The organism is uncultured Gilvimarinus sp., assembly GCF_963972205.1.
GTDB classification, from domain to species: Bacteria; Pseudomonadota; Gammaproteobacteria; order Pseudomonadales; family Cellvibrionaceae; genus Gilvimarinus; species Gilvimarinus japonicus.
On the sequence record NZ_CAXAUC010000002.1, the window covers coordinates 426,277 to 444,162 of the forward strand.

Annotated in this window: 15 protein-coding genes; 9 read left to right on the forward strand and 6 right to left on the reverse strand. The window is 50.4% G+C overall.

The genetic code is table 11. The features are described from left to right. The first annotated feature begins 5 nt into the window (after window positions 1-5). Genes AACY82_RS06435 through AACY82_RS06455 form a run of 5 tightly spaced genes read left to right on the forward strand, consistent with a single transcriptional unit; the run spans window position 6 to window position 8,122 of the window. Window positions 6-395: a hypothetical protein gene (locus AACY82_RS06435; RefSeq protein WP_339615958.1), complete on the forward strand. Its 390-nt coding sequence runs from the start codon at window positions 6-8 to the stop codon at window positions 393-395. Between the two features lie 27 nt (window positions 396-422). After that, window positions 423-1,745 carry an ABC transporter ATP-binding protein gene (locus AACY82_RS06440; RefSeq protein ID WP_339615959.1) on the forward strand — a complete coding sequence of 441 codons (1,323 nt, stop codon included), beginning with the start codon at window positions 423-425 and terminating at the stop codon, window positions 1,743-1,745. A 6-nt stretch (window positions 1,746-1,751) separates the two neighbouring features. Beyond that, a complete protein-coding gene (locus tag AACY82_RS06445; protein WP_339615960.1) occupies window positions 1,752-2,552 on the forward strand; it encodes an ABC transporter permease in 801 nt (266 codons plus the stop codon). A gap of 49 nt (window positions 2,553-2,601) precedes the next feature. Beyond that, window positions 2,602-7,320, forward strand: a complete 4,719-nt coding sequence (locus AACY82_RS06450; RefSeq protein ID WP_339615961.1) for a glycosyltransferase — start codon at window positions 2,602-2,604, stop codon at window positions 7,318-7,320. 19 nt (window positions 7,321-7,339) lie between these two features. After that, a complete protein-coding gene (locus AACY82_RS06455; protein ID WP_339615962.1) occupies window positions 7,340-8,122 on the forward strand; it encodes a glycosyltransferase in 783 nt (260 codons plus the stop codon). Here AACY82_RS06455 and AACY82_RS06460 read toward each other — a convergent pair. Genes AACY82_RS06460 through rfbB form a run of 5 tightly spaced genes read right to left on the reverse strand, consistent with a single transcriptional unit; the run spans window position 8,103 to window position 12,268 of the window. After that, window positions 8,103-8,852 (reverse strand): glycosyltransferase, encoded by a 750-nt coding sequence (locus AACY82_RS06460; protein ID WP_339615963.1) that lies wholly within the window; start codon window positions 8,850-8,852, stop codon window positions 8,103-8,105. The two genes, AACY82_RS06455 and AACY82_RS06460, sit on opposite strands and share 20 nt — an antisense overlap. 6 nt (window positions 8,853-8,858) lie before the next feature. Further along, a complete protein-coding gene (gene rfbD, locus AACY82_RS06465) occupies window positions 8,859-9,740 on the reverse strand; it encodes a dTDP-4-dehydrorhamnose reductase (protein ID WP_339615964.1) in 882 nt (293 codons plus the stop codon). After that, on the reverse strand, window positions 9,733-10,323 hold the full coding sequence (gene rfbC, locus AACY82_RS06470) for a dTDP-4-dehydrorhamnose 3,5-epimerase (RefSeq protein WP_339615965.1): 591 nt from the start codon (window positions 10,321-10,323) through the stop codon (window positions 9,733-9,735). The genes rfbD and rfbC overlap by 8 nt, the downstream gene beginning before the upstream one ends. Further along, entirely contained in the window at window positions 10,320-11,204 is an 885-nt protein-coding gene (gene rfbA, locus AACY82_RS06475; protein ID WP_339615966.1) for a glucose-1-phosphate thymidylyltransferase RfbA, read from the reverse strand. Before rfbA ends, rfbC begins: the two co-directional genes overlap by 4 nt. Before the next feature lie 2 nt (window positions 11,205-11,206). Further along, window positions 11,207-12,268, reverse strand: coding sequence for a dTDP-glucose 4,6-dehydratase (gene rfbB, locus AACY82_RS06480; protein WP_339615967.1), 1,062 nt, complete (start codon window positions 12,266-12,268; stop codon window positions 11,207-11,209). Window positions 12,269-12,484: 216 nt separating this feature from the next. On the opposite strand from rfbB, the gene AACY82_RS06485 reads away from it, so the two are divergent. The 4 genes from AACY82_RS06485 (at window position 12,485) to trpC (ending at window position 16,123) form a co-directional block, all read left to right on the forward strand. Beyond that, a complete protein-coding gene (locus AACY82_RS06485) occupies window positions 12,485-13,516 on the forward strand; it encodes a hypothetical protein (protein WP_339615968.1) in 1,032 nt (343 codons plus the stop codon). Between the two features lie 118 nt (window positions 13,517-13,634). Beyond that, the gene (locus AACY82_RS06490; RefSeq protein WP_339615969.1) at window positions 13,635-14,246 is read left to right on the forward strand and encodes an aminodeoxychorismate/anthranilate synthase component II; all 612 of its coding nucleotides are present in this window, start codon (window positions 13,635-13,637) and stop codon (window positions 14,244-14,246) included. A gap of 12 nt (window positions 14,247-14,258) precedes the next feature. Next, complete coding sequence (trpD, locus tag AACY82_RS06495; protein ID WP_339615970.1) at window positions 14,259-15,290, forward strand: anthranilate phosphoribosyltransferase; 1,032 nt, start codon at window positions 14,259-14,261, stop codon at window positions 15,288-15,290. Between the two features lie 23 nt (window positions 15,291-15,313). Next, entirely contained in the window at window positions 15,314-16,123 is an 810-nt protein-coding gene (gene trpC, locus AACY82_RS06500; RefSeq protein WP_339615971.1) for an indole-3-glycerol phosphate synthase TrpC, read from the forward strand. Between the two features lie 95 nt (window positions 16,124-16,218). Here trpC and AACY82_RS06505 read toward each other — a convergent pair whose 3' ends face one another. Further along, on the reverse strand, window positions 16,219-17,844 hold the full coding sequence (locus AACY82_RS06505; protein ID WP_339615972.1) for a methyl-accepting chemotaxis protein: 1,626 nt from the start codon (window positions 17,842-17,844) through the stop codon (window positions 16,219-16,221). Between the last annotated feature and the right edge of the window lie 42 nt (window positions 17,845-17,886).

A 17,886-nucleotide genomic window follows, 5' to 3' on the forward strand; every position in this document is an offset into this window, starting at 1 on the left:
AAGGTATGGTTAAGTTAAATCTACTTCTTTGTTGTTTTGGCGTGGTTGCTCTTGTTGGTTGCGCATCGACAACACCGGTTGCCTCAGATGATCAAGTGGCTGATAGAGCGCAAAAGCGGCTAGATGCATTAGTTGAAGGCGACTTCGCTAAAGCTTATTCGTACGCAACGCCGGGCTATCGCCAAAGTGTTTCTCTTAGCGCTCATAAGCCTCAGTTTGCGGGTGCTGGCAGCTGGACTAATGCAGTCGTCAAATCAGTGTCGTGCGATATGGATGTATGCGATGTGTCCACATCTATTAGCTATAAGTTACCTAAGCTTGGGTTTGAGAACACCCGTCCAATAAAAGAACGATGGATTCGGGTGGACGGACAATGGTGGATTTACCACAAGTAACGCTCTTACTAAAAGGTTGTAAAGCTAGTGGATACAGTATTATCGGTTGAGTCCGTCAGTAAATGTTATCAATTGTACGATGAGCCGCTTAAGCGGCTTTTTTCGTTGTTGTTCCCCTCAAAGTCGGCTAAAGTTGAGGAGTTTTGGGCCCTAAAAAAAGTGTCAGTCGAATTGTCGGCGGGACAAACTCTGGGTATCGTTGGGCGCAATGGTGCTGGCAAATCGACTTTGTTACAGATCATTTGCGGAACGTTACAGCCCACTGAAGGCCGTGTGGATGTCAAAGGGCGGGTGGCTGCGCTGTTAGAGCTTGGCGCAGGTTTTAATGATGATTTTACCGGCCGCGAGAATATTTACCTTAATGCGGCTATTTATGGCTTGAATCGTAGCGATGTCGATAGTCGCTTGCCTAACATAATCGAATTTGCCGGTATTGGTGAGTTTATAGATCGCCCCGTGCGAACCTACTCTAGCGGTATGTTTGTGCGGCTGGCATTTTCTATTATCGCTCATGTCGATGCAGACGTGCTGGTGATTGATGAGGCTTTGGCTGTGGGCGACGCTTTGTTTTCGCAAAAGTGCATGCGCTTTTTAGAAAAATTCAAAAAGACAGGCTCCATTATTTTTGTGAGCCATGATTCAGGTGCTGTATCACAGCTTTGCGATAAAGCGATTTGGCTGAATCAAGGCCGGGTGATGCTCGAAGGTGACGCCAAGCAGGTGACTGAGTCGTACCTAGAGTTTTTGTATAATGAGACTCTGGGTGATATGAGAGCGGATGATGCGACGAGTGTAGCGTACGAGAAAGCCCTTGAAGCTTGGCATGACCCTCGTGAGCAACTCCTGAAAAACTCAAGTTACAGAAACGATATACATATTGCTCCTTTCGACACTGATGTGGGTGCTTTTGGCACCGGCTTGGTTCAAGTGGTCGATACTGCTTTGCGCGATGAGCAGGGCCGGAAATTATCGGTTGTGTTTGGCGGTACCGTGGTCGAGCTTGAAATAGTAATGAATGTGAAATCTGGTCTCAGTAACTTTATTGTGGGCTTTTTGTTTAAAGATAAGCGTGGACAAGTTTTGTTTGGCGACAATAGCTTGCTGTTTCAACCGGATGGATACTGCGTCTCGGGTAATACTCGCTATGTGGCAAGACTAAAGTTTTTAATGCCTTACTTGGCGCAAGGGGAATATGTCGTGTCGTTAGGTATTGCCTCGGGGTCGCAGTCAGATCATGTGCAACATTGCTGGATTCATGATGCGTTGGTGCTTAGCTGTCAATCAAGTCATATTATCCACGGTTTATTTGGTACTCCAGTGGTTGGCTTTACATTAGATTCGGTGAGTTAATACGACATGAAAGCGAATACCTGGTCGGCACTGCGCCGTTACTCAAGCCTATCTTCCATGATGGTTAAACGAGATATTGTTGCACGCTATAAGGGTTCTTGGTTGGGGCTTTTTTGGTCGGTGATAACTCCACTTTTGTTGATGGTGGTGTATGGCTTTGTGTTTGGTGTTATTTTTCAAGCACGTTGGCCGGTACAGGGCGATACAGAAGTAAGCTTTATGGTTCTGCTTTTTTGCGGCTTGATTGTACATATGATGTTTGCCGACGTACTGGGGCGCTCTGCATCGGTGATGCGCGACAATGCAAACTATGTAAAAAAGGTGGTGTTTCCGCTGAGTATCTTTGGGGGGGTTGTCTCGATGGCGGCTCTATTTCACTTTGTTGTGTCATTTGTTGTGCTGTTACTCGTGTCTGGGTTTATGGGTGGGCATTTAACGTGGCATATTGTGTTTTTACCCGTTTTGCTACTTCAGTATTTATTGTTTTGTACTGGCGTAGCGTGGTTTGTGAGTGTGTTGGGTGTTTTCTTTAAAGATTTGACACATATTGTCGGGTTTGTTTCCACTGTCTTTCTGTTTACGTGTCCCATTTTTTTTCCAATTAACTACGTGCCTGAACAATATCAAATAGTATTGGCTGTTAATCCGCTAACTTATTATGTAGAGGCGGTAAGAGGTATTGTGGTGTTTCATTCCTTGCCTTCGGTAGCCGCGTTTTCTACCTCTCTAGTGGTATCTTCCGTTGTTTTTGTGATTGGCTTTTGGTTTTTTAGGAAAACCAAAGGAAGCTTTGCTGATGTGGTGTGACGGACACACAGAAATATACCTATTAAGAAAGAGTGATTAGGTGGCGGTCATGGCTGCTAAGCCGTCTATTAATATTATTATCCCCGTTTATAGGGGCTATAAGTCGACGCGAGATTGTCTCAGGACTGTACTGGGCTCATTGCCAGAGTGGGCGAATGTTGTTGTCGTTAATGATGCCTCACCTGAGCAAAAGTTGGTAGAATGCTTTGATGCTTGGGCGCTGGATAAACGTGTAAGTGTTTTGCATAATGCTAGCAATCTAGGCTTTGTTGGAACCGTTAATCGGGCGATGGCGTTATCGAATACGGATGTTATCTTGCTCAATAGTGATACCTTGGTATCTCCCGGTTGGCTGGAGCGCCTTCAGGCAGCAGCGCTAACAAACCCCCGAGCCGCTTCTGTGACTCCGCTTTCAAATAATGCGACTATTTGCTCTTACCCGCGCTTCTGTCACGATAATCCAATGTTGCCTGGATGTGATGTGGCAACTATGCAGCGCTATTGTGAGGACGCGAATTCAGGCCTAACGGTTGAGCTTCCTACTGGTGTTGGGTTTTGTATGTATATCCGTCGTCAGTGCTTGAATGAAGTGGGGTTGTTTGATGAGGAGGCGTTTGGCCGAGGTTATGGGGAAGAAAACGATTTTTGTATTAAAGCCAGTAACGCCGGTTGGGTGCATTTACTTGCAGCGGATTGTTTTGTTTTTCACCAAGGTGGTGTGAGTTTTGCGGACGATAAAGCGCAGCTAACGCAAGTGGCCGAAGCGGTCATAAATGCCCGCCACCCCGACTTCTTTGCTCAAGTACAAGAGTTTGTAGCTCTTGATCCTATTAAGCCTTTTCGTGACCGTATTGACAAGTTAATAGTTGAGGCAGGCGGTGTAGCAAAAGAGATGCTCGCGCGTATCCGAGCAGCAGAGCGAGAGTCAGCTGAGACAGAGCCATTTAATATAGAGAGTTCAATGAAAGATGTATCGTCACTTAATAACTCCGTAGAGCTTAGCCCGAAAGAGGCGCAAGCGCTGGATGATTTTGCGCGGGATAACGCAGAGAAGCTTCTCTTTATCACTCATGCATGGGGCGGTGGTGTAGAGCAGCATGTTTCGTTATTGCGCCGTATTGTGCCAGCTCGGGTTATGGTGCTACGTGGCTGTGGTAACGGCGCTGTAGAGCTTAGCTTAATGTCGGTTGCTCAGGGCGCAGCGGTACCGTCGGAAGTTGTTTTAAAAATTGGAGGGTTTGACTCAAGCCGCGTTGACGTATGGCAGACGCTATTACGTCAATTTCAATTTGATCGGGTACATTTACATCATGTGCACGGTTGGAGTGTCGAAATCATTGAGGTATTAAAAGGGCTGGCATTGCCTTTTGATATAACCCTGCACGATTATTTTTTAATATCTCCTCGTTATCACCAGGTAGAGGGTGGTGCGGTGTGTGATGGTCCGGGGTGGCCGACAGCAGACGACGAGTGGCGCACCTTAATGGCATCTGTAGTCGCGTCCGCATCAAGAATAATTGCCCCGTCTCTCAGTGTTAAGCGTGCTGTTGAGGCGGTGTTCCCTGCCGGCAAATATAGCTATCAAGCTCATCCGCAACGAGTAGAGGCGGCGGCTGATGTTAAAAAGGTGCTTTTGTTGGGCTCGCTATCGCCCGAGAAAGGTTTACGGGTCGTTGAGAAGGTGGCAATTTTAGCGGCAGCCCAGGTGCCGACCTTGAGCTTTCAGTTAATCGGCTTTAGTACAGACCCTGTCGATGCGCCTTTAGCCATGACCGGGGATTATGCTGAGCAAGACCTGCCCCGGCTTATAGCGGAGCAAAAACCAGATGTCATCTGGATGCCGGCACAAGTGCCTGAAACTTTTTGTTTTACCTTGTCTCATGCCCTAGCTTCTGGCGTTCCTATTGTTGCGTCCGATATGGGTGCATTACCTGAACGCTTGGAAGATGTTCCCAATGCGCGTCTTATTCCGTCTGACGCAAGCTGCGAAGCTTGGCTGCAAGCGTTGCAGGATGCAACAGAGGCTAAGCCTGCATCCGCCCGCGTAGTAAGTGATAACTTAGATGAATATGCCCGTTGGTATATGAAAGATATTAACAAAGTGGTTAGTAAATCTGAAGTCGATACTTTAGCTTTGTTAGCCAGTATACAGGCTCTCCCCACTGCGCCTCTACCGCCTGACCGCCCTATAAAGTCGTTATTGCACTTTGCGAGTCGTACTCATCATCGTGGTGTGATGCGGGATGTCGAGCGACGCTTGTCTCTGTTGCCTGATGACGAAACTGAGGTGGCGAGCATGTTGGAGTTTCGTCAGCTGCATGCTGCGCAGGTGCAGCTGGCTGATGATTTGCGAGAAGTTAACGAGGAGTACGTCGCTTACGAAAAACGCGCTGAGGTTGAGCTTAATGCAGCTGAACAAAGCTTGGCGTTGAGTGAGGACAATTTGTCTCTTGCTAAAGATAATATTGCCGAGCTGCAAAAACAAGCTCGGGATGCTCAAGGCCATATTGATCATAGCGAGGGGGTAATAGCGAGCTTAAGCGGGCAAATAGATCAGCTAATTTGTGAGCGTGACGCGCTGCTGACTAGTTTCTCTTGGCGTGTTACCAGACCGTTGCGAGTGCTTAAGCGTGGCACCGCTCGAATACCCTTTATATTGGCAAAGCTATCGCGACATGTGGTACGACCAGCGTCTTATGCTCGCTTCATTAGTATGGTGCGTCGCGGGCAGTGGCAGGCATTGTTTGGTCGTGTTAGTTATGAGGCTCATACCGCAGTTGCGCAGGCCGAGGCCCATAACCGGCGCCCGACTATTAATGTTAACCCTGAGTTGTTGAGCGAGGAGCCGATGGCGTTGGCGCCGCTCACGCTCAAGAGCTCGGCGCAACCTGTGCTATCAATTGTTATTCCTGTTTATGGTCAGCATGAAACAACCTATGCTTGCTTAAAGAGTATTGCCGAGAACCCGCCATCGCAACCGTTTGAGGTTGTTGTCGCAGATGATTGTTCGTCAATTGCCGCTGCTGAAGCTTTAGCAATGGTGGCGGGTATTCGTGTTTGGACGGCCGAAAAAAATCAGGGGTTTGTGGGCAATATGAATTCGGGTGCCGGTGTCGCCCATGGTGAATACCTAGTGTTGCTCAATAACGATACCGTCGTATCATGTGGTGCTTTTGATAAGTTATTGGATACCTTTTCTCAGCACGATAATGTCGGCTTGGTTGGCGCGAAGCTGCTCAATCGTGATGGCACATTGCAAGAAGCCGGAGGTATCATTTGGCGCGATGGTAGCGGCTGGAATTATGGTCGTGATCAAGATGCTGAGGATCCGCGCTTTAATTACGTGCGAGATGTCGATTACTGCTCTGGTGCGGCGTTGGCGATTAAGCGCGATTTGTTTTTACAGTTAGGCGGATTTGACACCTATTATGCGCCCGCTTATTTCGAAGATACGGATCTTGCCTTTCGGGTGCGTGACCAAGGCCTTCGTGTGCTCTATCAGCCTGGTGCAGAAATTTATCACCTAGAGGGTGTTAGCCATGGGCGTGATGAGTCCAGCGGTGTGAAAGCGTATCAAGTGACAAACGGCAAAAAGTTTTTTGAACGCTGGGAGAGTGTGCTGGCGTCCCACGCTGAGAACGGCATTGACCCTGATAATGAGGCGCACCGCATCAGTCGGGGTAACGTGCTGGTGATCGAAGCTTGTATGATTACGCCGGATCAGGATTCGGGCTCAATTCGAATGCTGAACTTGTTAAAACTTATAAAAGCAGAGGGCTATCATGTTACCTTTGTAGCCGATAATCTCGAGTATAGAAAGAAATCTGTCGACGAGATGCAGGCTGCAGGGGTTGAAGTGCTGCACAATCAGTGGGCCGGCTCGGTGCGTAAAGTATTGCGCAAGCGCGGTGCTGATTTAGCCGCTATTTTGATTAGCCGTCACTATATTGCTTCCCAGTATGTCGCACTGGCCCGCGCCTGCGCGGCGCAAGCAACGCTTATTTTTGATACGGTCGATTTGCACTTTGTTCGTGAGGAACGCGAGTTTGAGGTGTCCGGCGATGCAGCACTTAAAGCTCAGGCCGCTATAACCAAGCGCAAAGAGTTGGACCTTATTAATAAGTGTGACGTTACGTTGGTCGTTTCTGAGTTTGAAAAAACCTTGCTTGCCGATATAGCACCGGCGGCCACAGTCGATATTGTGTCGAACATTCACTCTCACTCACCAGAGCGTCCCGGTTACGAGCAGCGTGAAGGTATTTTGTTTGTTGGTGGTTTTCGGCATCCGCCTAATATCGACGCTGTCGAGTGGTATGCCAATGAGGTGTTGCCACACGTTCAATCGTTGTTACCAGGTGTAAAAACATCGATTATCGGTAGTCATATGCCAGACAGTATTAAGGCACTCGCTTCAGACGGGTTGGTTGTGCACGGCTTTGTTGAAGATATAGAGCCTCATTTACAACATGCTCGTGTGTCTATTGCCCCCTTGCGCTACGGCGCGGGAGTTAAAGGTAAGGTGAACGAGGCGATGAATTATGGGATACCGGTAGTTGCTACCAACTGCGCCGTTGAGGGCATGCACACCGTACCTGGTAAAGATGTTTTGGTTGCCGAGGAGCCGCGTCAGTTTGCCGAGGCTATTGTCAAGGTTTACCAAGATTCAGCGCTATGGCAAACCTTGTCGCAAGGTGGTATTGATAATCTTGAAGCTCACTTTTCACCTCAAGCGGTAGCCCCCGCTGTGAGGCGTATTCTACCGCGGTGATGGTGCAAGAGATACGCTGATGGAAAGTTCCGACACATCTGGCTTTGTTTTAATCAGCGTCATTATGCCAACTTTTAACGCGATCGAGACGGTTGAGCGGGCGATGTTGTCGGTACAAGCTCAAACTTACCGCCACTGGGAGTTATGGATAGTGGATGATGGCTCGTCCGATTGCACGGCGCAATACGTTGCAGACTGCGCACAGCAAGATTCTCGTATTAATCTGATTCGTTTATCAAGCAATAGCGGTTCACCAGCGACTCCGCGCAATGAAGCATTAACGCGCGCACGCGGTTCTTATATTGCCTTTCTCGATGCAGACGATGCGTGGGCGACACATAAACTAGAGCGTCAGTTGGCATTGATGCAGCAATCAAAAGCGGCATTAAGTTGTACTGGTGCTGTTGTTGTGCGCGACCAAGGTCAAGCCTGTGATGTTCGGGTTCCTCCAAGGCAAGCAACCTATGCCAGTCTGCTAAAGCAAAACACTCTGATTTGTTCGAGTGTTATGGTGGAGGGTGCGGCGTTAGGTAAACGTTTGTTTCCGGTTATGGGGCATGAAGATTATGCGCTTTGGTTAGAGTTTGCGCGTGAGGGGCATTCAATTCTCGGCATCGCCGATAGCTTAACGTTCTACCACATTAGCGCTAACTCCATTTCAGCGAATAAGCTCAAAGTATTGCCGTATTTTTGGCGAATCTATCGTGAGCGCGAGGGGTTTTCTCGTGTGCGTACGTTGTTGTTAACGTTACGCTACGCGTGGTTAGCGCGCAAACGTGCAATCAAGCATATTCGCGCTTAAGTTTGCGTTTTCGCAGGCTTAGCGTCGCTAATGCTAGCAACATTCCCAGTCGGCTTAGGACTAATTTAGGCCAGCTACGGCGTACCGGGCTTGAAACGTTTCTTCCGTGTTGTCTTTTGGCGAGAACATTAGCTTCTAAGTGTCTTATAGCACCATCTAGATTGCCTGCCATAGCTACCCATAAATCGTGCGATTCTACGTAGGTAGGAATGGGAAGAATTTGCTCTTTTAATGCCTGATTAAATGCCATCGCACAGCCGTAGTAAGGACGCTCGCCCTTGAGTATGCCCCAAAGGTTAGCGTGATAGCGGTCACTGTCTGAGGCTTTTAGTCTGCGCTTTGAGGGCAGTTTTAGCATGCCGTCGCGTTCATCGATGTCGGTAAAGTTGCCTGCTACGACTAAACACGATGGCTCGCTAAGTGCCGCTTTAATCGGTGCCAACCGGTTTTCTAGCCACAGGTCATCTTGGTCGGCCAGTGCAATAATATCGCCTTTGGCTAGTGATATCGCTTTGGCAAAGCTCGCTACGTGGCCTATCCGGTGCACATTTTGATGCAGTTTAATACGGGTGTCCTGTTGGGCGCGAACAATTGCGGTCGTGTTGTCGGTGGAGTGGTCGTCCACCACGATCAGCTCATCTTCCAATGCTAACTCGGCTAGAATACTTTCCAGCTGACGCGCGATAAACCGCTCGCCGTTGTGGCTGGCCATACAGACACTGACGGTCACTGCCAATTACCCTAAAAATTCCGGCAGCGCCTTTTGCAGTGAGGCGAGCCAGTGAGGGATGACGATATTAAAATCTTGTTTAATTTTTGCCTTCCAAAGCAGGCTCATAGGGGGACGCTGCGCGGGAGTGGGGTATTGCTCGGTTGTAATAGGAGTAAGTGCGCAACGCAGCGATTGTTGCTGCATGATAGTCCAGGCAAAGTCGTACCAGCTGCACACGCCTTCATTGCTGTAGTGGTAAATGTCGCCACGCTTGTCGGCTAGTTTGTCGCTTAGGCAAATGTCGATAAGCGCCTGGGCCAGATCTCGCGCCCAGGTAGGGCTACCGACCTGATCGCTGACGACATTCAAGCTATCGCGCTCGCGCCCTAAGCGGCTCATGGTGCGAACAAAGTTGTTGCCAAAGGCCGAGTAAACCCAGCTGGTGCGAACAATAATGCCGGCGCCACCACTGGCGGCAAATGCCTGCTCACCGGCAAGTTTACTGCGGCCGTAAACACTTTGCGGATCGGTGTTGTCAGTCTCGGTGTAAGGGCGGCATTGTTCGCCGTTAAACACGTAATCAGTTGAGAGGTGAATCAGGCTGGCGTTAATTTGCTTGGCGCTGTCGGCCAACTGGGCGACGGCTAAATGGTTGATCGTATCGGCGAGCTCAGGTTCAGACTCTGCTTTATCAACGGCGGTGTAGGCAGCGCAGTTAATAATAATGTTAGGTTTTCGTTGATTAATGAGCTTCGCAATAGCGGTTTGATCGGTTAAATCCAACGCGGTACGGTCGGCAAAAAACCACTCTATAGCATTGTATTGTTTCGCTAATAACGCCAGCTCACTGCCTAGTTGCCCGTTGGCGCCGGTGACTAAAATAGATAGGGGAGCGCTACTAGGCATAATAGTTTTTACCGTACTCAAACAAAGTGTCGGGGGCGGTTTGCTGGCGAGTTAGCAACATAGGTTGCTCGGCATCTTTACCCGACGTGCTGATTTCAGCATTATCGAGCTGCCAATCAATGCCGAGTGCGGCATCGTTAAAATGAATGCCGCAATCGTGCTCTGGGGCATAGCCGTTATCCACTTTATAAGCAAAAATAGCTTGTTCGCTCAGCACGATAAAACCGTGGGCAAAGCCACGCGGGACAAACAGTTGATGTTTGTTTTCGCCACTTAAACGCGCTTTTACGTGCTGGCCAAAAGTAGGGCTGCCTAAGCGGATGTCTACTGCTACGTCAATCACTTCACCGCTGATGACACGCACCAGTTTACTTTGCGCGTAAGGTGGTAGCTGATAGTGTAAGCCCCGGAGTACGCCGCGAGACGATAGCGATTCGTTATCTTGGGTAAAACTAACCTCGTGACCGAGGGTATCCTCGAGCTTGTCTTTGCGAAACGATTCAAAAAAGTAGCCGCGCTCGTCACCGTGTACTGCGGGCTCGATTAAAATGACGTCTTTAATCGCTTGGCGCGTCAGTTTCATGCGGGGCTCTCCTCGGCGACACGGGTCAGTAAGTATTGCCCGTATTGGTTTTTTGCCAATGGCGCCGCTAAAGTGCGCAGATCTTGCTTGCTGATATACCCAAGCTCGTAGGCGATCTCTTCGATACAGGCAATTTTTAACCCTTGGCGTTTTTCAATGGTTTCGATAAATTGCGCCGCTTCTAACAAGCTCTCGTGGGTGCCAGTATCCAGCCACGCGTAACCACGCCCCATTAGCTCAACCTTTAGGCGGCTTTCGTCGAGGTACATTTGGTTGATGCTGGTTATTTCTAGCTCGCCGCGCTCTGAAGGCTCCACCGCTTTTGCTTTAGTGACGACATCGTTGGGGTAAAAGTATAAACCGGTCACGGCGAAATTTGATTTGGGTTTTGCGGGCTTCTCTTCAATACTAATGGCATTGCCGCTCTCGTCAAAGTCCACCACCCCGTAACGCTCCGGATCGTGCACGTGATAGCCAAATACCGTCGCTTGATTGTTGTCGGCATTGGCCACGGCATGGGTTAAGGTTTCACTTAAGTGGTGGCCGTAATAAATGTTATCGCCTAATACTAAACACACGGAGTCGTTACCGATAAACTCTTCGCCCAATATAAAAGCTTGTGCCAGTCCGTCGGGTGAGGGCTGTGCGATATACTCAAACGTTAGGCCTAAATTCGAGCCGTCGCCCAGTAACCGCTGAAAGCTCGATTGATCTTCTGGTGTGGTGATGATCAGTATCTCGCGAATACCCGCCAGCATTAAGATAGACAGCGGGTAGTAAATCATCGGTTTGTCGTACACCGGTATCAACTGCTTTGATACACCCTGAGTAATCGGGTACAGGCGTGTGCCGCTGCCGCCGGCCAATATTATTCCTTTCATCGCTATGCTCCTATGCGTTCTAATTGATAGGCGCCGCTTAAGACGTTTTGCCACCAGTGTTTGTTGTTGAGGTACCATAATACGGTTTTGCGCAGCCCGGTGCTAAAGGTCTCCTCTGGAGTCCAGTCCAGCTCGCGCGCAATTTTACTCGCATCAATGGCGTAGCGAACATCGTGCCCAGGGCGGTCTTTGACAAAGGTAATTAAATCAGCAAACCGTTTAACGTCGGCGGGCTTTTGGTCGCTGGCTAACTCTTCTAATAGCTCACATAACAGTTTGACCACATCGATATTGCGCACTTCGTTGTGGCCGCCAATGTTGTAAGTCTCGCCAATTTCCCCTTGGGTAATGACGCGAACCAGCGCACGTGCGTGGTCCTCGACATACAGCCAGTCGCGAATTTGGTTGCCATCGCCATAAACAGGTAAGGGCTTGCCCGCCAGTGCGTTTAGGATCATGTGGGGGATCAACTTTTCGGGAAAGTGGCAAGGGCCGTAGTTGTTTGAGCAATTAGTAACCAGTACTGGTAGGCCGTAGGTGCGTTGCCAGGCGCGGGCCAAGTGGTCCGAGCTGGCTTTACTGGCCGAATAAGGTGAGCTGGGGGCGTATGACGTGGTCTCGGTGAATAGGTCGGTAGTACCCTCTAGGTCGCCATAGACTTCATCGGTAGAGACGTGGTGAAAGCGAAAGTTCGCTTTGCGCGTTTGTGGTAACCCCCCCCAATAACGGCGCGCCTGCTCAAGCAAGTTGAAAGTGCCCATGATATTGGTTTGCATAAACTCGCCGGCGTGATCGATGGAGCGATCCACGTGGCTTTCGGCGGCTAAATGCATAATCGCATCGGGTTGGTGCTCGCGCAAAACGTCAGCAATACCACTGGCATCGCAAATGTCCATTTGCACAAATTGGTAACGGCTATTGTTTTCTACCTCGGTTAATGACGCGAGGTTACCTGCGTAGGTGAGTTTGTCTAGATTAATGACCTGATGTTCGGTGTCGTTAATCAGGTGACGAATCACTGCGGAGCCGATAAAGCCGGCGCCTCCGGTAACAATAATCTTCATGTGTTTGATGCGCTGCTCTTTGCGGGTGGGTTTACAGTCAGGTCCTGCCGATCGGGCGATATGATACCGTATGGGGCAAAGTCGTAATAGTTAAAAAGTTTGCGCTATGGCGCAAAAAGGCACTTGTGGAGTTGCACTTGCCATGATGGGTGCTTATTGTGGGCTTTTAGCCTATTTTTGGTGTTATTTAGGACAGGGACTCGTAGGGAGCGTCTTATGTGGGATTTTAGTTTAACCAACGCGGCAAAGCTGATGGGCCGTACCTCACCCTTTATTATATTGCGTCTGCTGGTGTACGTCGGTATTGCGTTGGCCTATATTCTGGCCACCGGTATTGGTGCGGGCATAGGCTATGGCGTGACGGCAATGGGGGACGGTGACGGCAGCGGCACTTTCTTGGGCGGTTTGCTGGGCTTTGGTATTGTCAGTGGTGTTTTATACTGGGCGCGTGAGTACCTACTGTATTTGATCAAAGCCGGTCATATTGCGGTGTTGGTCGAGCTGCTACAGGGACGCGAGTTACCTAGTGGTCGCGGCCAGGTCGATCACGGTCAGAAGGTGGTTAAAGAGCGCTTTAAAGAAGCTTCAATACTGTTCGGTGTCGATCAGCTCATTAAGGGCATTTTGCGCATGCTGAACCGCATGGTGATGTCGATCTCGCGAATTATCCCTATCCCTGGGCTAGAAAAAGTGGCTGGTGCGATCAACGGTGTTATTAATACCTCACTGACGTACGTCGATGAAGTCATGCTGGCCTATAACATTAAAACTGGCAGTGATAACCCTTGGCAGTCCAGTAAAGATGCGCTGATTCTATACGCGCAAAACTATAAGACGATGCTAAAAAACGCCGTGTTTTTGATGGTGTTTATGTACGCCTCGGCATTCGTCATCTTTTTGGTGATTCTGCTTCCGGTGGCGGCGATTGCCGCACTGTTTCCTGGTTCGGTGGGGACTTGGTCATTTTTGAGTGCGGCGTTGCTGGCCTGGAGTATAAAAGCGGCCCTGCTGGAGCCATTGGCGGTTACCGCCATGATGGATGTCTATTTCAAAACGATCGAAGGGCAAACTCCCAACCCAGAGTGGGATCAAAAGCTCAGTAGTGCCTCAGATAAGTTTCGCGAGCTGTCGCAAAAGGCGGCGAGCTATGTGAGTGACAGCTTTAGTGCTAACACCACCGCTAGCCCCGCGGCCGACACTCAGGCTGCCAAGCCTGTTGGTGGCACCTCTGCCGATACTGCCCCTTAAAGGTCGTTAGCTCAGATAGGTGGGCCGCCACCTATTTGAGCCTATTGATATTCTTAAGCCTTCGGCCTAGCATTCAGCGCTCTTATTTAGGTTCCTTTGCCAGCGGTTTACCTGCGCTATGCTGTTAATGATTGATAATTACGACTCCTTTACCTATAACCTCGTGCACTATTTTGAGGATTTAGGTTGTGAAGTGCTGGTGCGGCGCAATGATGCCATCACCTTGGCCGAGCTCGAACAACTAGCCCCCTCGCATATCGTCATTTCCCCTGGGCCCGGCCGCCCCGAAGATGCCGGGGTATCCATGTCCGTTATCGGAGCGTTTTCTGGTAAAATCCCGATTCTTGGCGTTTGTCTGGGGCACCAATGCATCGCCCGCGCAAAAGGGGCAAACGTAGTGCACGCCGCCCGTGTTATGCATGGCAAGACCGCTAGGGTGGGGCACGCTGGAGCTGGCGTGTTTCAAGGGCTCGCTAACCCACTCGAGGTGACGCGTTACCATTCGCTAGTGGTCGAGCGGCAAAGCTTACCTGAGTCCCTGCAAGTTACTGCCTGGACGGAAGGAACGGATGCGCCCGGCCAGACACTCGAAATCATGGGGCTGCAAGATCGTAGCGGTATGCTGCAAGGGGTGCAGTTTCACCCGGAATCCGTGAAAACCCATCAGGGGCATCAGTTGCTGCAGACGTTTATAAATGGCTCGATTAAGACGAGTGCGGCCTACCAATAAGAGGAGAACACCGTGGATACTAAAACCGCGCTGGCGCGAGTGGTCGATCAGATCGACCTTAATACCGATGAGATGATCGCGGTGATGCGCGAAGTCATGACCGGCGCTGCCACCGAGGCGCAAATAGGCGCTTTGCTGCTGGGCTTGCGTATGAAGGGCGAGACCATCGATGAAATTACGGGCGCTGCAACCGTGATGCGCGAGCTGGCATCAAGTGTTGAGATCGACGCCGAGCACTTAGTGGACACGTGTGGCACGGGGGGAGATGGCGCCAATCTATTTAACGTCTCGACGGCTAGTGCCTTTGTCGTGGCCGCCGCTGGCGCGAGCGTGGCAAAGCATGGCAATCGTTCCGTCTCAAGCTCGACCGGCAGCGCAGATGTGTTAGAGGCGGCAGGTATCAACTTGAATATAACACCCGAGCAAGTGGCGCTGTGTGTAACCGAGCTGGGGGTGGGTTTTATGTTTGCCCCGGCGCATCACAGCGCTATGAAGCACGCCATTGGCCCGCGCAAGGAGTTGGGGCTTAGGACTATCTTTAACATGTTGGGTCCCATGACAAACCCCGCTGGGGTGAAGCGCCAGGTGATAGGCGTGTTTAGCGATAAGTTGTGCCGGCCGATGGCCGAAGTGCTGCAGCGCTTGGGTAGCGAGCATGTCATGGTAGTGCACGCCGCCGATGGTTTGGATGAGATAAGTTTGGCTCGTGAGACTCATGTGGCCGAATTAAAAGATGGCGCTATTCGCGAGTACACTATTAAGCCTGAAGATTTTGGCATCGCTAGTCAAAGCTTGATCGGTTTGACGGTGAGCGATGCGGCGGCCTCCCTTGCGTTGATTCAGGCCGCACTTGGCAACGAGCACAACGATCTGGCTCACAAAGCCTCTGACATCATTGCCCTCAATGCCGGCGCCGCCATTTATGTGAGTGGCATTGCCGACACCTTAGAAGAAGGGGTGGCCCGCGCGCAAGATGCGCTTGGCTCGGGGCTTGCGGGTGAAAAGGTTCGTGAGTTAGCCGCTTTTACCGAATGCTTTAAGTGAAATTAACGACAGGAACCTTGGCGATGACCGATACGCCCACCGTATTAAAAAAGATTATCTCCCGTAAGTGGGAAGAAATTGCCGAGCGCAAAGCTCTCGTTAGCGCTGCGCAGCTTGAACAGCAAGCGCAAGCGGCTGGTTCTGTTCGGGGCTTTGTTCAGGCGCTAGAGCGCAAAGTGGCCGCTGGTGAGTCCGGTGTAATTGCCGAAATCAAAAAGGCTTCACCCAGTAAAGGAGTGATTCGTGAAGACTTTGTCCCGGCGGATTTGGCTCGCAGCTACGAGCAAGGCGGTGCGGCCTGCTTATCAGTGCTAACCGATGTGGACTTTTTTCAAGGCAGTGATGAATATTTGCGTCAAGCCCGGGCTGCGGTATCGCTGCCGGTCATTCGTAAAGATTTTATCGTTGATGAGTACCAATTACTTGAGGCGCGCGCCATGGGCGCCGACTGCGTCTTGTTGATTGTGTCAGCGCTGAGTGCCGAGCGCCTACGCGAGTTAAACGAGTTTGCCCTGGGGCTTGGCTTGGATGTACTAGTCGAGGTGCACGATGCCGCCGAGCTAGAGTTGGCGCTGGCCTTGCCAAATCGCCTGATCGGCATTAATAACCGCAACTTACATACCTTTGATGTTAGTTTGCAGACAACCTACGATTTGTTATCGCGCATTAGTGGCGATCGCTTAGTGGTTACCGAGAGTGGTATTTTGGCTCAAGCGGATGTTGTGGCTATGCGCGAACAAAACGTCAACGCTTTTTTGGTGGGCGAGGCTTTTATGCGTCAGCCTGACCCGGGCGTTGCCTTGGCTAATTTTTTTGCGGTCAAGGCGGATTAGTGCCGCCAGGCGTACCGTGTGTGCAACGTGTACTCGTTTTCTTAAAAGCAGCCGGCAGCTTCCAGCGAAGCTGCCTTAAAGGGTAACCTTGCGGGTTATTCTAGTGTGAACTGCTCTAGCAGGTTAGATAGGTTGTGGGATGCTTCGCGAATTTTTTGTGACGCCTCAAGTGTGCCTTGCGCCGCGTCTTTAGTGCCTACTGATGAGCCTTCGACTTGACTGACATACTCTAAAATAAGACCGCTGGCCTCAACATGCTCAGTCATTGCTTGACGAATGTGGGAGACAATGTCCTCGACGTTGCGCGTCTCCTCCCGGATTGATTGAACAATCTTTCCGCCTTCTGTGGTTTGTGCAATACCCTCTTTAATCTCGTTAACCATTGCGTCCATATTCTTTTTGCTTTGCTGTGAGCTTAGTTGCACCGCATTAATCGATTCGCTGATTTCGCTGGTGGCATTACTGGTGCGCGAGGCCAGTTGGCGTACCTCGTCGGCCACGACCGCAAACCCTCGGCCTTGCTCGCCGGCGCGTGCAGCCTCAATGGCAGCGTTTAACGCCAATAAGTTTGTTTGCTCTGCCACCGCACTAATCACAGAGATGACTTTGGATATGTTATCGATGCGTTCGGCGAGAGTGTCCATACTTTGCTGGGTGACACTGATGTCGTGATCAATGTCGGTAAAGCGCTGTACTGCACTGGAAATAAGCGAGCGACCGCGCTCAGAGGTTTGTGAAGCTGCTTCTGTCTGTGCGCGCGCCTCTTCGGCTTGCGCCATGGCGTGGCGGGTTTGCTGGTTAAACTCTTCGGCAGAAGCGGCAATTTTGGTCGTGGTGATACTTTGCTCTTCGGCCATAGCGGTGCTGGTTTGTGCTTTTTGTACGATATCGTCGCTAATGTTGTCTAGGCTATGGGAGGCGTTCGCCATTGCCTCCATCATTTCGCGTAGCGAGTGACGCATTTTTAGCACTGAGCCATAGATACTGTCTTCTGGCGCGCTGTGGGTTTGATCGTTCTCGGTTAAATCGCCGCTGGCCACTTTACGCACAAGTGTCGCGACTTCTTTTAGTTCACCCCCTAGACCTCGTTGTAAGCTATTAACGGTAAAGTGAACCGGCAAAACAATAACCAGTACCAGCAGTAATCCGATGCCCAGCTGAGTGGCAGCGCTATCCCAAAAACGGGCATTGGCTTCGTTAAAGCCAATGCCCGTGCCCACCACCCAGCCCCAGCGAGGGCTTAATTTTGCGATAGAAAGCTTGTCTTCGATCGATCCGTCGGCTTGTCGCTGTGTCCAATGATAGCGCGCCAGCGTGCCATTTGCCCCTTGTACGGCGCGCTGCAAAATATCGCCGACACTTTTGTTATTGGCGTCTTTGAATTCGTGGAAGCTTGTACCGTGTAATTGCGGGTCTAGCGGGGCTGCAACAAAATTGAGGTTGTCATCGGCAACGTACACATATTCCGATTCGTGGTAAATGTTATTGCGCAGTAGCTGAGTGGCTATACTCTTTGCCTGCGATTCGCTCAAGGTGCCGGCGGCTGCTAACGCTTCCATCTGGGTAACGGTTGCGTAAGTGCTGTTAAGCAGTTGCTCGACGCGCGCTTCATTATCTTGGCTGGTCGCGTAACGTAAGGTAAATAATCCAACTGTGACGATAACCACGAGGCCGGCAAATATTAGCGTGGTTAATACCCACATTTTTAATCGCAGAGTCATAAGCTTGCTCACTGTTAAGGCGCATCTAGCGTTAACTTATCG